This window comes from Neopararhizobium haloflavum (assembly GCF_002750855.1).
Taxonomy (GTDB): domain Bacteria; phylum Pseudomonadota; class Alphaproteobacteria; order Rhizobiales; family Rhizobiaceae; genus Georhizobium; species Georhizobium haloflavum.
This window is the reverse complement of record NZ_NWUC01000009.1, coordinates 123,085-139,044: the sequence shown is the minus strand read 5'-3', so window position 1 is coordinate 139,044 and position 15,960 is coordinate 123,085. Positions and strand designations below refer to the sequence as shown.

At 62.8% G+C, this 15,960-nt stretch carries 14 protein-coding genes and 1 tRNA gene; 7 read left to right on the top strand and 8 right to left on the bottom strand.

Annotated elements, in window-relative coordinates; genetic code table 11:
• Positions 1-86: 86 nt before the first annotated feature.
• Positions 87-162, bottom strand: a tRNA-Lys gene (locus CN673_RS18165).
• Positions 163-352: 190 nt separating this feature from the next.
• Between CN673_RS18165 and CN673_RS18160 the strand changes: the two genes are divergently transcribed.
• Both CN673_RS18160 and CN673_RS18155 read left to right on the top strand, forming a co-directional pair.
• Positions 353-1,099, top strand: coding sequence for a cytochrome c biogenesis CcdA family protein (locus CN673_RS18160; protein ID WP_099867807.1), 747 nt, complete (start codon positions 353-355; stop codon positions 1,097-1,099).
• A gap of 120 nt (positions 1,100-1,219) precedes the next feature.
• Positions 1,220-1,921 (top strand): DUF502 domain-containing protein, encoded by a 702-nt coding sequence (locus tag CN673_RS18155; protein ID WP_099867806.1) that lies wholly within the window; start codon positions 1,220-1,222, stop codon positions 1,919-1,921.
• A gap of 8 nt (positions 1,922-1,929) precedes the next feature.
• On the opposite strand, the gene recG is transcribed toward CN673_RS18155, so the two are convergent.
• The gene (gene recG / locus CN673_RS18150) at positions 1,930-4,035 is read right to left on the bottom strand and encodes an ATP-dependent DNA helicase RecG (RefSeq protein ID WP_099867805.1); all 2,106 of its coding nucleotides are present in this window, start codon (positions 4,033-4,035) and stop codon (positions 1,930-1,932) included.
• Positions 4,036-4,127: 92 nt separating this feature from the next.
• Between recG and CN673_RS18145 the strand changes: the two genes are divergently transcribed.
• The 4 genes from CN673_RS18145 to CN673_RS18130 all read left to right on the top strand — a co-directional run bounded on the left by CN673_RS18145 (position 4,128) and on the right by CN673_RS18130 (position 9,023).
• Positions 4,128-4,424, top strand: a complete 297-nt coding sequence (locus tag CN673_RS18145) for an FAD assembly factor SdhE (RefSeq protein ID WP_099867804.1) — start codon at positions 4,128-4,130, stop codon at positions 4,422-4,424.
• 4 nt (positions 4,425-4,428) lie between these two features.
• A complete protein-coding gene (gene mfd / locus CN673_RS18140; protein ID WP_099867831.1) occupies positions 4,429-7,944 on the top strand; it encodes a transcription-repair coupling factor in 3,516 nt (1,171 codons plus the stop codon).
• Between the two features lie 215 nt (positions 7,945-8,159).
• Positions 8,160-8,474: an HlyU family transcriptional regulator gene (locus CN673_RS18135; protein ID WP_099867830.1), complete on the top strand. Its 315-nt coding sequence runs from the start codon at positions 8,160-8,162 to the stop codon at positions 8,472-8,474.
• 3 nt (positions 8,475-8,477) lie between these two features.
• Complete coding sequence (locus tag CN673_RS18130; protein WP_245409984.1) at positions 8,478-9,023, top strand: AAA family ATPase; 546 nt, start codon at positions 8,478-8,480, stop codon at positions 9,021-9,023.
• A gap of 13 nt (positions 9,024-9,036) precedes the next feature.
• Here CN673_RS18130 and CN673_RS18125 read toward each other — a convergent pair whose 3' ends face one another.
• On the bottom strand, positions 9,037-10,686 hold the full coding sequence (locus CN673_RS18125; RefSeq protein WP_099867803.1) for an MFS transporter: 1,650 nt from the start codon (positions 10,684-10,686) through the stop codon (positions 9,037-9,039).
• A gap of 99 nt (positions 10,687-10,785) precedes the next feature.
• Positions 10,786-11,259, bottom strand: a complete 474-nt coding sequence (locus CN673_RS18120; protein ID WP_099867802.1) for an Lrp/AsnC family transcriptional regulator — start codon at positions 11,257-11,259, stop codon at positions 10,786-10,788.
• A gap of 155 nt (positions 11,260-11,414) precedes the next feature.
• On the opposite strand from CN673_RS18120, the gene ald reads away from it, so the two are divergent.
• A complete protein-coding gene (gene ald, locus CN673_RS18115) occupies positions 11,415-12,533 on the top strand; it encodes an alanine dehydrogenase (protein ID WP_099867801.1) in 1,119 nt (372 codons plus the stop codon).
• 42 nt (positions 12,534-12,575) lie between these two features.
• Here ald and CN673_RS18110 read toward each other — a convergent pair whose 3' ends face one another.
• Genes CN673_RS18110 through CN673_RS18095 form a run of 4 tightly spaced genes read right to left on the bottom strand, consistent with a single transcriptional unit; the run spans position 12,576 to position 15,860 of the window.
• The gene (locus CN673_RS18110) at positions 12,576-13,088 is read right to left on the bottom strand and encodes a GNAT family N-acetyltransferase (RefSeq protein ID WP_099867827.1); all 513 of its coding nucleotides are present in this window, start codon (positions 13,086-13,088) and stop codon (positions 12,576-12,578) included.
• Positions 13,089-13,147: 59 nt separating this feature from the next.
• Positions 13,148-14,032, bottom strand: a complete 885-nt coding sequence (sseA, locus tag CN673_RS18105) for a 3-mercaptopyruvate sulfurtransferase (protein ID WP_099867828.1) — start codon at positions 14,030-14,032, stop codon at positions 13,148-13,150.
• A 50-nt stretch (positions 14,033-14,082) separates the two neighbouring features.
• Entirely contained in the window at positions 14,083-14,814 is a 732-nt protein-coding gene (locus CN673_RS18100) for an alanyl-tRNA editing protein (protein ID WP_099867826.1), read from the bottom strand.
• A gap of 2 nt (positions 14,815-14,816) precedes the next feature.
• Positions 14,817-15,860, bottom strand: a complete 1,044-nt coding sequence (locus CN673_RS18095; RefSeq protein WP_099867800.1) for a cysteine synthase A — start codon at positions 15,858-15,860, stop codon at positions 14,817-14,819.
• Between the last annotated feature and the right edge of the window lie 100 nt (positions 15,861-15,960).

The window sequence follows — 15,960 nt, the reverse complement described above, 5'->3', positions numbered from 1 at the left end:
CATCGACAACCCGTTCGGCACGAGGTCGTCACCCATGTCTTAGGTACATTCTGTTACCCATGTCTCCGGGTCGTACCCAGGAAAAATGGTGAGCCCGCAGGGATTCGAACCCTGGACCTACTGATTAAAAGTCAGTTGCTCTACCAACTGAGCTACAGGCTCACGCGCGGCCTTGCGGGCCGCTGGCGATTGGCGCGGAACATAGGCAGGGGGCCGGGGCGGGTCAACTGCTAAAATGCCCGTCCGCATCGGGGTCGAAGGCTTTTCGTCGCAGCCCGCGAAAAGGTGACTGGCCGCAGCCATTCATGATGCCTAAAAGGACGAGACTTCAGGAAGAAACGGCCGGGCCGACGTGACGATTGCCGACATCTCCATATTCACGGCCATTCTGGCGGGAGCGATTTCGTTCCTGTCGCCCTGCGTGCTGCCGCTGGTCCCACCTTATCTGTGTTACATGGCGGGGGTGAGCGTCGAGGACTTCCGCGCGTCCGATGGGGCCGCGGCCGTCGGCGCAAGGCGGGCGGTTTTGCCGGTGGCGCTGATCTTTACGCTCGGCTTTGCAACCGTCTTCGTCGCGCTCGGCGCCGGCGCATCGCAAATCGGGGCCGCCCTTCGAACCCACACGATGCTGCTGTCACAGCTTGGCGGCGCCGTGATAATCCTCATGGGCCTCCATTTCCTCGGCGCGTTCCGGATCGCCGCTCTCAACCGGGAATGGCGGTTTCAGGGGGGCGGGCGGCCGGCGACGCTGACGGGCGCTTATATGATGGGGCTGGCCTTCGCTTTCGGCTGGACACCATGCATCGGTCCCGTGCTCGGTGCGATCCTCGGTGTTGCCGCTTCGCGGCAGACGGTCGACGAGGGCGCGATGCTGCTCGCCGCCTATTCGCTCGGGTTGGCGGTCCCGTTCTGGATCGCGGCTGCCTTCTCAGGCCGGTTCATGCGGTTCCTCGTCCGGTTTCGCCGTCACCTCGGCCTGGTCGAAAAAGCGATGGGCGGCCTTCTTGTCCTTGCAGGCGTTCTGTTCCTGACCGGCGGCATGGCCCGCTTCGCCTTCTGGCTGCTCGAGACGTTTCCGGCGCTCGGCATGATCGGATGATGCCGTCTCGCCGCGTCTTGAGCAAAATTCATGGTGTTGCGGTGCTTCCGCGCGGCGGCGAAATTCTCTAAGTTGCACCGCACAGCAATCGCGCAATTGAGCTGAACGGTCCGCGTCCCGATGGCAGAAAAGAAGCTTCGCATGCCGCTGACGCTACGGCTGCGCAACTATTTCCTCACGGGCCTGATCATCTGCGCCCCGCTGGCGATCACCATCTATCTCACCTGGTCGTTCATCATGTGGGTCGATGGCTGGGTGAAGCCCTACGTTCCGCGAATCTACAACCCCGATTCCTATCTGCCATTCAGCGTTCCAGGCTTCGGGCTGCTTACCGCGCTCGTCTTCATCACGGTGGTCGGTTTCCTGACAGCAAACCTGATCGGCCGCACGTTGGTGGGATATGGCGAGAGCATTCTCGATCGCATGCCGATCGTGCGTAGCATCTACAAGGTTCTCAAGCAGATCTTCGAGACGGTGCTGGCAGAGCAGTCCAATTCCTTCAAGCAGGCCGGCCTCATCGAGTACCCACGACTCGGCGTCTGGTCGATCGTGTTCATTGCCACCGAAAGCAAAGGGGAGGTGGGATACAAGTTGGAAGAGCGTGGTCAGGAAACGGTGGCCGTCTTCGTTCCGACGACGCCCAATCCCACGTCAGGCTATCTCCTCTTCGTCGATCGCAGGGACGTCGTGCCTCTCGACATGTCTGTGGAAGATGCAGCCAAGATGATCATATCCGCAGGACTTATCGCGCCCGACTACCAACCGAAGCTGGCTTCGCTCGCCGAGGCCAGCCAGGCACGGGAAACAACGGGGAAGGCCTGAAGCGGTGCTCATCCGGCGCGCAGCAACCGGATCGCTTCGTCTCTGCGAAACAGATAGAGCAGGGTGCGCAGCGCCATCCCTCGCGCCGATTTCAACTCCGGATCGGTCTCGATGACATAGCGGGCATCGTTGCGGGCCAATTCCAGCAAATCGCCATGGGCTTCCAGGCTTGCCAGCCGAAATCCGGGCGTGCCGGACTGGCGCGTTCCAAGCAGTTCGCCTTCGCCGCGCAGCTTGAGGTCTTCTTCCGCTATGCGAAAGCCGTCTTCACTTTCGCGCATAATGGACAGTCGCGCGCGTGCGGTTTCGCTCAAGGGAGCCTTGTAGAGCAGAATGCAGGAGGACGCTTCCTGCCCCCGGCCCACACGCCCGCGCAACTGGTGAAGCTGCGCCAGACCGAACCGTTCGGCATGTTCGATTATCATGATCGTGGCATCGGGCACGTCGACGCCAACCTCGATTACCGTCGTGGCGACGAGAACCTGTGTCTGTCCCGATTTGAACGCCTGCATGGCAGCGTCCTTTTCAGGGCCCGACATGCGCCCATGCACAAGTCCGACCGCCGGCCCGAGCCTGGCGGAAAGCGTCTTGTGGCGGGCTTGGGCCGACATCAGGTCGGAGGCGTCGGTCTCCTCGACCAATGGGCAGATCCAGTACGCCTTCTTGCCCTCGCCGACGGCCGCCTCAAGGCGCGTGACGATATCGTCGATGCGCTCGTCGGGCAGGCTGACAGTGCTGATCGGCTGTCGCCCCGCCGGCTTCTCGTCAAGGCGCGAGACGTCCATGTCGCCGAATGCGGCCAGCACGAGGGTTCGCGGTATCGGCGTTGCGGTCATCACCAGCATATGCGGCGCGGTTCCTTTTGCCGTCAGCCTCAGACGCTGGTGGACGCCGAACCGGTGCTGCTCATCGACGACGGCCACAAGCAGATTGGCGAAGGTGACGCTTTCCTGGAAGAGCGCGTGCGTTCCGATGATGATCTGCGCACTTCCGTCTGCGATGCGGCCGAGCGCGGCGGCGCGTTCACGACTGGATGCGCGTCCCGTCAGGATCTCGACAGAGACATCCGTCGACGCGATCATCTTGCTAATTGTCGCAAAGTGCTGACGTGCCAGTATCTCGGTCGGCGCCATGAGGACGGCCTGGCCACCCGCCTCCACCGCCGTTGCCATCGACAACAGAGCAACAGCCGTCTTGCCGGACCCGACATCGCCCTGGAGCAGCCGCAGCATGCGTTCATGACGGGCAAGATCAGCCGCGACATCGCCGATCGCCGCCTGCTGTGCACCCGTTAGCCTGAACGGCAGGGACTGAACAATCGCCCCGACCAGCCGCCCGTTCCCGACGACGGGGCTGCCGGGCAGGCGCCGGACTCTTTGCCGGACCAGCGCCAGAGAGAGTTGACCTGCCAGCAACTCGTCGTAGGCCAGCCGCCGGCGGCTCGGCGCGCGCGGATCAATGTCGCCGGCGACATGCGGTCCATGAAGGTCTGCAAGCGCTTCGGCGAACGCCGGGAAAGTGTTCCTCGCCTTGAGGGTCGGCTCGTGCCAATCGCTGAGCTGCGGCAGTCGCCCGAGTGCATCTTCGATTGCCCGCCGAAGCACCTTTGGCGAAAGGCCCGCCGTCAGCGGATAGACAGGTTCCACCAATGGCATTGCCGCCGCCTCGGCCAGAGCCAAGATATGGTCGGGATGCACCATGGAGGCGCGCCCGTTGAACCAGTCAACCTTGCCGCTGACGATCACGTTCTCGCCGACCGGCAACAGGCGGTCGAGCCAGGCGGCCTTGGCCCGAAAAAAGGTCAGAGCGATTTCGCCCGTGTCATCGTGTGCGAAGACCCGATAGGGCACGTTGGACCGGCCTCGCGGCGCCGGCTCATGCCGGTCGATCCTGACGTCGAGCGTGACGATGGTACCCGGTGGAGCCAGCGCAATGCCCGGCCGTCGGCGCCGGTCGATTATCGAGGTCGGGGCGAGCAAAAGAAGGTCGATGACCCGTGTCTCTTCGGCCGTTTCGCGACCGGCGACGCGGGCGATCAGGCCGGCAAGCTTCGGGCCGATTCCCGGCTGCGTGGAAACCGGCGCAAAGAGTGGATCGAGTTCGGGTGGTCGCATGGTGCGCACATTGGCGCCGAATTGATCGTGCCGGCAAGGCTGACAAGCCGTTTCGCCTTGGCTATAGAAGCGCGATCAACAGGAAGCTTTCAATGACCGGAACGACAATGACGAGCGCCGGCCTCGATCCGCGCCGCAGGCGTTTGCTCTTCCGCGCGTGGCACCGGGGCATCCGCGAGATGGATCTGGTTCTCGGCAGCTTCGCCGACCGGGAGATCGCCAAGATGGACGAAGCCGAGCTCGACATGTTCGAGAGGCTTCTGGAGATCGACGATCGCGAAATGGTGAAATGGGTAACCGGTGAAGCGCAACTGCCGCCGCATCTCGATACGCCGCTCTTTGGCCGCATTCGCGCATTCAACCCCGACATTCTCGGTGCCAACGGATAGAATGATGATCGAAGGTCTGTCGCTCGACATCCTGACCGCCAATCGGGCGTCGGTCACGCTCGCCCATGTGCCGGCGGGAGCGGAACCACTGATCCTTGCGGAAATGGCGCGGGCCGGCCGCTCGCTGGCCTATGTCGTCTCCGACGGTCAGCGCATGAGCGAAATCGAGCAGGCGCTGAAATTCGCCGCGCCAGAAATCCCGGTGCTGCAACTGCCGGCCTGGGATTGCCTGCCCTACGACCGCGTCTCGCCCAGCACGGAGGCGGCCGCCAGACGCATCGCCGCTCTCGGCGCGTTGATCGAGCACAGGAAGGCACCGCACCCAGCCATCGTCATCGTGTCGGTCAACGCCCTGATCCAGAAGGCGCCTCCGGTCGCCATGATGGAGGGGGCCGGGTTCGTTGCCAAGGCGGGCAGCCAGATCGGCATGGAAACGATCATCGAGCGGCTGGCCGCCCATGGCTTCGAGCGGGTGTCGACGGTCCGGGAAGTCGGTGAATTCGCGGTGCGCGGCGGCATCCTCGACGTTTACGTTCCCGGCTCATCGGAGCCGGTGCGTCTCGATTTCTTCGGCAATACGCTGGAGACCGTACGCAGCTTCGATCCCGCAAGCCAGCGAACGACCGGCCAGGGCAAGGTGCTCGATCTCAATCCGATGAGCGAGGTGACCCTGACGCCTGAAACGATCAGCCGCTTCCGCACGAATTACCTGGCCAGTTTCGGCGCCGCCACCCGCGACGATGCCCTCTACCAGGCGATCAGCGAAGGACGGCGCTATGCCGGCATGGAGCATTGGCTGCCGCTTTTCTACGACGAACTCGATACTGCCTTCGACTATCTGAGCGGTTTTGCGATCGTCACCGACCATCTGGTCGGCGAGGCGGCGACGGAACGCACGGCGCAGGTGAATGACCATTACGAGGCGCGCCGCCATGCCGGTGAACAGTCCGGGGCCGGGCAGGGGACGCCATACAAACCCGTTCCGCCGCGCATGCTCTACCTTGAATCCGATGAGGTCATGGCGCGGATCGATGCGCTGCACGGTATCCGAGTCACGCCATTCGACGAGCCGGAAACAGGAGGGCGGCGGGTCGTCACCTTGACCGCAAAGCCGGGGCCGCGTTGGGCTCGAAAGGTCGAGGAAGCGCGCCAGGCCGGTAAGGCGACGGACGATCGTGAGAATATCTTCGAAACGGCAGCCCGCCATATCGCGAGCAAGCGCGCGGATGGAGCGAAGGTGCTCGTCACCGGTTGGTCGGAGGGCTCGCTGGACCGCCTGCTCCAGGTTCTGAACGAACATGGCCTCGAGCGTGTTCGCCGCATCGAATCGCTGGACGAGGTCGCGAAGCTCGCGAAGGGCGAGGCGGGCGCCGCAGTGTTGCCCCTTGAGCAGGGTTTCGAGACCGGCAATCTGGTGATCGTCGGCGAGCAGGACATCCTTGGCGACCGCCTCGTCCGACGGGCACGGCGCAAGAAACGCGGCGCCGACTATATCTCCGAGGTGGCAGGTCTCGACGAAGGATCAATCGTCGTTCACGCCGAGCACGGCATCGCCCGCTTCATCGGACTGAAGACAATCGAGGCCATGGGCGCCCCGCATGACTGCCTCGAGCTCCATTATGCAGGTGAGGACAAGCTCTACCTGCCGGTGGAGAACATCGACCTCCTCTCGCGCTATGGCTCGGACGCGACGGAAGTTGCGCTGGACAAGCTCGGCGGCATTGCATGGCAGGCACGCAAGGCCAAGCTGAAGAAGCGCCTTTTGGACATGGCCGGCGGGCTCATCCGCATCGCTGCCGAGCGCAGGATGCGGACCGCGCCGGCACTGACCACGCCGGACGGTCTTTATGACGAGTTCGCCGCACGGTTCCCCTATGACGAGACGGATGATCAGCTGAACGCGATCGAGGCGGTTCGAGGCGATCTCGGCGAGGGCCTGCCGATGGACCGGCTCGTCTGCGGCGACGTCGGGTTCGGAAAGACCGAGGTGGCCCTGCGTGCGGCATTTGTCGCCGCGATGAATGGCGTTCAGGTGGCGCTCGTCGTCCCGACAACGCTGCTGGCGCGCCAGCACTATAAGACGTTCACCGAGCGGTTCCGCGGCCTGCCGATCCGCATCGGGCATGCCTCCCGCCTGGTCGGATCCAAGGAATTGGCGCTGACCAAGGGTGAAGTTGCCTCGGGCAAGTGCGATATTGTGATCGGGACACACGCTCTGCTCGGTTCGTCGATCCAGTTTGCCAATCTGGGGCTTCTGATCATCGACGAGGAGCAGCATTTCGGCGTGAAGCACAAGGAGCGGCTGAAGGAGCTCAAGTCGGACGTCCACGTCCTGACGCTGTCCGCCACGCCGATCCCGCGCACGCTGCAACTGGCGATGACCGGGGTGCGCGAGCTGTCCCTGATAACGACGCCGCCGGTGGACCGGCTAGCCGTGCGCACGTTCATCTCTCCCTTCGATACGCTGACGATCCGCGAGACGCTGCTGCGTGAACGCTATCGCGGTGGCCAGAGTTTCTATGTTTGTCCGAGGATCTCAGATCTCGAGGACGTTGCCGCGTTCCTTCAATCGGACGTGCCGGAACTGAAGGTGGCGGTGGCACACGGCCAGATGGCGCCGGGCCAACTCGACGACATCATGAACGCCTTCTACGACGGACGTTACGACGTGCTGTTGTCGACGACGATCGTCGAATCCGGCCTCGACGTCCCGCGCGCCAACACCCTCGTCGTCCACCGCGCCGACATGTTCGGCCTCGCCCAGCTCTACCAGTTGCGCGGCCGGGTCGGTCGATCGAAGGTGCGTGCCTTCGCGCTCTTCACGTTGCCGGTCAACCGGATGCTTGCGCCGATGGCGGAGCGGCGCCTGAAAGTGCTGCAGTCGCTCGATGAATTGGGTGCCGGCTTCCAGCTTGCCAGCCACGATCTGGACCTTCGCGGCGCCGGCAACCTGCTTGGTGAAGAACAGTCCGGACACATCAAGGAAGTCGGCTTCGAGCTTTATCAGCAGATGCTGGAGGAGGCCGTCGCCGAACTCAAGGGAGAAGACGAGGTTCGTGATACCGGCTGGTCGCCACAGATCACGGTGGGCACTCCGGTCATGATCCCCGAGGACTACGTGCCCGACCTTCATTTGAGGCTGGGCCTTTATCGCCGCCTCGGAGAGATCACCGATCTTGGCGACATAGACGGGTTCGGTGCCGAACTCATCGACCGCTTCGGCCCGCTGCCGAAGGAGGTCGAGCACCTCCTCAAGATCGTCTACATCAAAGCCCTCTGCCGCATCGCAAACGTCGAAAAGCTCGACGCGGGGCCGAAAGGCGTCGTGGTCCAGTTCCGTGGCAAGGAGTTTCCCAATCCGGCCGGGCTGGTTCAGCACATCGCGCGGCTTGGGAATGACGCGAAGATCCGCCCCGATCAGAGCGTCGTCTTCATTCGCGAGCTCGGCACCGCCGAGAAGCGCCTCGCCGGTGCGGCAGTGATCATGACAAAGCTGGCCGACATCGCAAAAGAGGCGTGAGACGGCGCTGCATGTGACTCTGACCGTAGGCGGCGACACGGAAAGCCGCCTTGGTGTTCGTCTGCTTTTCAACGTCGCTCACCCTCAAAGTCGCGGATGACCGCTTTCAAGCAGCTCGACCCCGAGGCGCGGATGGACGATGGTGCGCGATTTCCCCTGCCATGCGGCCGTGTTACACCCGCACTGAAACGCTCATCGAGAGGATGTACGAACCCATGTCATTTCTGTCCCGTCTCTTTGGAATGGGCGGCGAAAAGGCGGCCACGTCTTCCTCGTCCGCGGCCTCTGATCCGGAAAACTACAAGGATTGCACGATCGTTGCAGCGCCCGTTGATGAGGGCGGACAATGGCGTGTGGGAGGAACGATTTCCCGGAGTGTGGACGGGCGAACGGTTAAGCGCCGCTTCATCCGTGCGGACCTTTGCATGTCGCAAGAAGAAGCGGTCGCTGTCAGCCTTCGCAAGGCCCGGCAGATCATCGACCAGAATCCGCGTCTCTTCGCCGATCCTGACGATACCTCTCCCGTCTGATCCGTGTCCGCAGTCCCGCTGATCGTGCTGTCAGGCTGCTCCGGCGGCGGAAAGTCGACACTTCTCGACGCACTTTCACGCCGTGGCTATGCGGTTGTGCCTGAAGCCGGGCGGCAGATCGTGCGCGAAGAATTGGCCGAGGGCGGCACGGCACTGCCTTGGCGAGACGTGGAAGCCTTCATCGATCGTCTGGTGCAGCGCTCGATCAATGCCTATCGGGAGGTGCCGCGCGGAAGCGGCCCCGTCTTCTTCGACCGCGGTCTGGTCGACGCGCTCTCGCATGCCGAATATACGGGCTGGGGACGCGCAGATGAGCTTGAAACGTCGATCCGGCAATACCCGTATCACCGCAACGTGTTCATGACACCCCCGTGGCCGGCGCTTTATGACAATGAGCCGGAGCGCAACAAGTCGTTCGAAATGGCCATTGCCGAATATGAACAATTGCGTCGGACCTATGCGCGGCTTGGGTACCGGCTGGTCGATCTGCCGCTCCGATCCGTGGACGACCGCGTTGCATTCATCGAGTCGCATGTGGCGCGGGCCTGAGCGGGAGGCAGCGTCAGGGCATCTCGACAATGCGGCGGATCTCGCCCCGAGCATTGGCGGTCCAGTCCGTGGATCGTTCGATCATGCGGTGGATACGTGGCACCGTGCCGCTCTTTTGGACCAAGCGGATTTTCTCCGAGACGATTGCGTCAGCCTCGGTGGTCCGCTGGTGATAGCGCAGATACTCGGTCCATGTCGGCAGATGATAAGTTTCCTGCCACAGTTCGGGATCCTCCAGATCGCGCATGAGTGACCACTGTCGCGCACCGTTCCGATACCGAAGGCGCCGCCTGGCTGCCATGGCGCTGAGGAATTCGGAGACCATCTCGTCCTCGATCTGATATTCGACCATGATGACCACCGGCCCGCTTTGCGGCTTGATGTCCATTGCCAGATGCGGCTCCTGCCACCGATTGAGCGGGTCGAGCTTGAGCTTTGGAGGGGCGGGCAATGGCAGCAAAAGTCCGAGCGCGGCCCCTGCCAGCATCAATCCGCCTGCCACCAGCAGTGCGACGTCGGCTCCGTGGCTTTCTGCGACGATGCCCCAGATCCAACTGCCGAGGGCCATGCCGCTGAAGGTGGCCATCTGGTAAAGGGCGAGCAGGCGCCCGACGACCCAACGCGGGGTCGAAAGCTGTACCGTTGTATTGAACAACGACAGAGCCATGACCCAGGCTGCCCCGCCAAGCGTCAGGGCGAGGACAGTCACGATTTGCCAAGGGCTGGTTGCAGCGATGAAGGCGCAGACGGCAAAGGCACAGAAGGCGATGCGTACCAGGGTCTCGCCGGCAAACAGGCGACGAAGACGCGCATTCGACAATGCGGTGCATACCGCTCCGAAACCGAAAGCGCCAAGCAGCAGCCCGTAGAGCGTCGGTCCGCCGCCAAGAAGGTCCCGTGCGATAAGGGGCAAAAGCGCCATCACCGAACTGGCGGTCAGGCCGAAAATGGCGCTGCGCAGCATCACGGTTTCGATGTTTGGAGACATGATGAGATAGCGCAGTCCCGCCACCATCGCCGAGCCAAGCCCCTCGCGCGGAAGGCGGCTCTCCGGAAGACCGGGTTTCCACCGGATGAGGACGAAGATCAGGCCGAGATAGCTGAGCGCGTTGATTGCGAACGCCGCCGCCGCACCGGCAGCCGCCACGATCGCGCCGCCGATCGCCGGGCCCACGCTGCGCGACAGATTGAAACCCATCGAATTCAGGGTAACGGCGGCCGGAAGGTCGTCGCGCGGCACCATATCGCCGACCGAGGCCTGCCAGGACGGGTTGTTCATCGCCATCCCGCAGCCGATGAGGAAGGTGAAGGTGAGCAGCGACCACGGTGTCAGGAGGTCGAGATAGGCCGTCAGGGTCAACAGGGCAGCGACGACCAGCATGAAGCTCTGTGCCAGAAGCATGACATGGCGCCGGCTGAAGCTGTCGGCGACAGCGCCGGACAACAGGGCGAAAAGGACGATGGGCAGGGTCGTCGAGGACTGTACGAGCGCCACCATCTCGTCGGATTGCGCAAGCTGGGTCATGAGCCAGGCGGCGCCGACCGTCTGGATCAACCCGCCGAAATTGGATGCCATGCTGGCCATCCAGATCGCCCGGAACGTCGGGTGCTTCAATGGCGCAATCGGCGAGGAAATATCGGGCCGCGACGGCGTGTCTTGCATGCAGTTTCCGTTGATTGGTCGGGTGCCGCCATCCTTGGTTCGAGCCGGCGGCCACCGATCGAACTTATCGTTGGCAAGGTCGCGGGGAAAGGCACAACTTCATGCCAAGTTGATGTCGAGACCGGTGTTGGGGCGGTCGATCACGTCACGAAGCGCGAAGGATGAGTTGATCCGCACGACGTGGGGCAGGGCGGAAAGCCAGTCGCGATGCAGCCGCTCGTAATCCTCAAGGTCCTTTACCACGACACGCAGGACATAATCGTATTCGCCCGACATCAGATAACATGAAAGAACATTGGGGCAGCGCTGCACCGCCTTCTCGAACTCCGTCAGCGTTTTGGCGAATTGGCCGGACAGGGAAATGTGGACGATGGCGGTCATCCGATAGCCGAGCGCCTTGTCGGAAAGGCGCGCGTGGTAACCACGGATGACGCCCGACTTTTCCAGAATATCCAGACGGCGCGAGCACGCAGAGGGCGAAAGCCCAACGGCCTCCGCCAGGTTGGCGTTCGAAATGCGGCCATCAGACTGAAGCCGCTTCAAGATAGCACGATCGATTGCATCGAAAACCATGTGCCGCACGTTCTTCGAAAAAAGCCAAGTTCTAAGCAAGAATAGCCTAGTCCGGTGGCTGCGGCAAACGCATTTGCAAGGACATTCGAAGCGCCATGTGGTGGAATCGGTGCGATGGCGGAGGCGGTCCGCCCGCTGGCTGATGGAGGATCAAAATGCGCGTTGGATGCCCGAAAGAAATCAAGAACCACGAATACCGTGTCGGCCTCACGCCTGGCGCTGTTCGCGAATATGTCGCCCATGGCCATGAGGTCATCGTCGAGACCAGGGCAGGTGCCGGGATCGGCGCCGACGACAACGCCTACAAGGCTGCCGGCGCCAAGATCGCCCAGTCGGCCGAAGAGGTCTTCACCCGGTCCGACATGATCGTGAAGGTAAAGGAGCCTCAGGCATCGGAATGGGTTCAGCTGCGCGAGGATCAGATTCTTTATACCTATCTCCATCTGGCTCCTGACCCGGAGCAGACGAAAGGTCTCGTCGGGGCGGGGGTGACGGCGGTCGCCTATGAAACGGTGACGGATGACAATGGTGCCCTGCCACTTCTTGCACCCATGTCCGAGGTTGCCGGGCGCCTCGCGATCCAGGCAGGCGCGACAGCGCTGCAAAAGGCCAATGGCGGCCGCGGTATTCTGCTTGGCGGTGTTCCCGGCGTGCTGCCGGCCAAGGTCTCGATCATCGGCGGCGGCGTCGTTGGTCTGAACGCCGCCAAGATGGCGGCCGGTCTCGGCGCCGACGTAACGATCCTCGATCGGTCGCTGCCTCGGCTTCGTCAGCTCGACGACATCTTCGCCGGGCGCGTGCGCACCCGCTTTTCGACGATCGAGGCGTTGGAAGAAGAGGCCTTCGCCTCCGATATGGTTGTCGGCGCGGTCCTTATACCCGGTGCTGCGGCGCCCAAGCTGGTGACGCGTGAAATGCTCTCCGGCATGAAGGCCGGCGCCGTAATCGTCGACGTGGCGATCGATCAGGGCGGTTGCTTCGAGACGAGCAAGCCGACAACCCATTCCGAGCCGACCTACGACGTTGATGGCGTCATCCACTACTGTGTCGCGAACATGCCGGGAGCCGTGCCGATCACATCGGCGCATGCCCTGAACAACGCGACGCTTTATCACGGCCTGAAGCTTGCCGATCATGGGCTGAAGGCGATTGCCGAGGATCGCCATCTGCGCGCCGGCCTCAACGTCCATCGTGGACGCATCACGAACCGGGCCGTGGCAGAGGCGCTGGGATACGAGATGATCGAGCCTCAGGCTGCCCTCAAGGCAGCCTGAGATCGAATGCGCGGCGCGGACAGGCTTCGCCGCGCTTCACTCTCAGGGAAGCTTTGCCAAGCGGACGTGGTCGCGATCCGTCAGGGGGTGGATGAACGTCTCGCTCTGGCCGGTCGGCGAGAATCCCATTTTCTGATAGAGCCGCAGCGCCGCATGATGATCGAGCGTGCAGGTGTTGACGGTGACGCGCTCAGGCTCAAACGCCCAGGCCGTGTCGATGGCCTGTCTGAGAAACCATTTGCCGAGTCCACGCCCCTGGGCATGCGCCATCAGTCCGAAATAGGCGAGATCCACCGTCGTGTCGTTTTCCCGCTTCAATTCAAAGAAGCCAGCCGGCGCGCCGTCCAGGTAAAGCACATCGATGCTGGTTGCCGGATCGTGAATGACGCCGGATAGCGTGTCGTCATCCATGCGCAGGCGATAGACCCAGTGATAGTCGCGCCCGACGCGGTATTGCAGGTAACGGTAGAAGTGGAGCGGCATCGATTTGGCGCGCATGAGCGCCGCCTGCACATTCATCGGTAGCGCGGCATGGACCCGTGAAGGCGCCGACATGGCGAGATACGTCACCGTGGTGAGGAGCGGCGGGGCAGCCGCCTTGCGCGCCACGCGTCCTACTCCTTCAGCGAGGAGGCAGCCTCGTCGAGGATGCCGTGGCCTTTCTTCACTGGCGTGTCCTCGCGAGCGCCCCACTCCGACCAGGATCCGTCATAGAGCCGGTTGTCCTCATGCCCGAGCGAATACAACGCCAGCGTGATGACGGCGGCGGTGATCCCCGAGCCGCACGTCGTGACAACGGGCTTGGCGGGATCGAGCCCGGCCTTGCGAAGTGTGGTGCGAAGGCTTTCGAGGTCTTTCAGTCGGCCATCGGTGGACAATGAGAAGACGGGCACGTTGGCAGCACCGGGCATGTGCCCCGATCGCATGCCGGCGCGGGGCTCGGGTTCTTCGCCGGTGAAGCGGCCATGCGACCGCGCGTCGGCAATCTGGGCAGAACCATCGTCGAGAATGCGCCGCATGTCTGCAAGCGTCGCGACGGCCTCTCGGTTGAACGTTGCCTCGAACGATCCCGGGGCGGGCGTGCTCGCCCGGTCGGTCACCGGGTGGCCATTGGCCCTCCATGCGTCGAATCCGCCATTGAGGACGCGGACGTTGCGTGCACCCATGACCGTCAACAGCCACCATAGGCGCGGCGCCGTGAACATGCCTATTCCGTCATAGACGACGATCTCGTCCTCATTCGAAAGGCCGAGCGCCCGCATGTGGCGCGAGAAATCTTCGGCCGTCGGCACGGTATGGGGCAGGGGTGATGACGGATCGACCACACGGTCGTGGTCGAAGAAGACGGCACCGGGAATATGTGCTGCGTCGTATTCCCTCTTGGCGTCACGCGCCTGCGCTGGAAGATACCAGGAAGCGTCGACGATCTTGAGCCGCGGTTCGCCCAATCTGGGCCCGAGAGCCTCCGGCTCTATCACGAAACGACTGACTTCAGACATGCCCGGACCCTCCTTGCTTAGCGACACGACCGTCGGCCAGATGCATGATTTTACTGCGGCAGTGGGCCGAAGCGAATGCGAAAGCGGCGGTTTTCCTTGCCCTTCTTCTCGATCTTGCCAATGTGTATCTCACCCACCTCCTGCGTCTCCGAGACATGCGTGCCGCCACAGGGCTGGCTGTCGACCGCCGCGTTTTCGCCGATGCACACGAGCCGGATTTGGCCGGCCCCGCGCGGTGGGCGCACGTTTTTCGATTTGACGATCCCCGGGTTGGCATCGAGTTCAGCTTCGGTGATCCACCGGGTGAAAACCGGATGATTGTCGCGGACAAGCGCCATGAGCTGGCCGGTGATGTCGGCCTTATCCATCGTTTCGGCCATGTCGAAGTCGACCCAGCTGTCCTCTTCCGAAACCGACGCCCCGGTGATGGGGTAGGGGCAGATCACCGACAACAGGTGGCAGGCAGTGTGCATGCGCATCAGGCGGTAGCGACGTTCCCAATCCACGTGCAGGACCAACGTCTCGCCGGGTTCGGGCCGTGGTGCATCCGTTGCAGGCAGATGAATGATTTCAGCCTTCGTCTGACCGGTCACGGTCGCCGCGATGGCGATGCGGCTGCCATCCGCACGCTCGAAGTAGCCCGTATCGCCGGGTTGCCCGCCCGACGTGGCGTAAAAGCATGTCTGGTCGAGTATGATCCCGCCCGCTTCATTCACCGCAAGGACGCGCGCCTCGGCCGTCGACAGATACGCATCATCCGTAAAGAGCTGTCGCGTCTCCAGGCTCACGACTCAACGGCCTCGAACGGGACGTCGAAGTGCGTCTGGTGGTCGATCCATTGCGGAACGGGCAGATCCTTGGATCTGAGGAAATCGGGATTGAACAGCTTCGACTGATAGCGATTGCCGTAGTCGCAAAGCACGGTCACGATAGTATGGCCCGGACCCATCTCCTTCGCCATCCGAATGGCGCCGGCGATGTTGATGCCGCTCGAGCCGCCAAGGCACAGACCCTCTTCCTGGACGAGGCCGAAGATGAGGGGGAGGGCCTCACTGTCTGGGATCCGGTATGCCAGGTCCGGTGTAAACCCTTCGAGGTTTGCCGTGATGCGCCCCTGGCCGATGCCTTCGGTGATGGATGAACCGGGCGAGGTAAATTCACCGCTGGTATAGTAGCTGAAGAGTGCCGCGCCTTCAGGATCGGCGATGCCGATCTTGATGTCCGGGTTGCGCTCCTTCAAGGCCATGCCAACGCCTGCCAGTGTTCCGCCGGAACCCACCGCGCAGATGAACCCGTCCACCTTGCCGTCGGTATCGGTCCAGATCTCTGGCGCCGTGGTAGCGATGTGGGCATCGCGATTGGCCGTATTGTCGAATTGGTTCGCCCAGATCGCGCCGGCTTCGCTGCTGGCTGCCAGCTGTTCGGCCAGCCGGCCGGACAATTTCACATAGTTGTTGGGATTCTTGTAGGGCACGGCCGGCACCTCGACCAACTCTGCGCCCAGCAGCCGGATGGCGTCCTTCTTTTCCTGGCTTTGGGTCTCGGGAATGACGATGACTGTCCGGTAGCCGAGCGCCTTGGCGACGAGTGCCAAGCCTATGCCCGTGTTGCCGGCCGTGCCCTCGACGATCATGCCGCCAGGCCGCAATGCACCACGTTTTTCCGCTTCGCGGATGATATAGAGCGCCGCCCGGTCCTTGACCGATTGGCCAGGATTGAGGAACTCCGCCTTTCCGAGAATGGTGCAGCCGGTCTCTTCCGACGCCCTTTTGAGCTTGATGAGCGGTGTGTTGCCGATGGCGTCCAGGACGGAGGGGAGAAAGGACATGAATGCTGCCTTCTAGATGCGTCTCTACGGTAGTCGGCAGGTTGTGCGTTCTCAAGTCTCCCATTGCAAGAAATGCTTTTCGGCGTGATCCCGCAGAGAG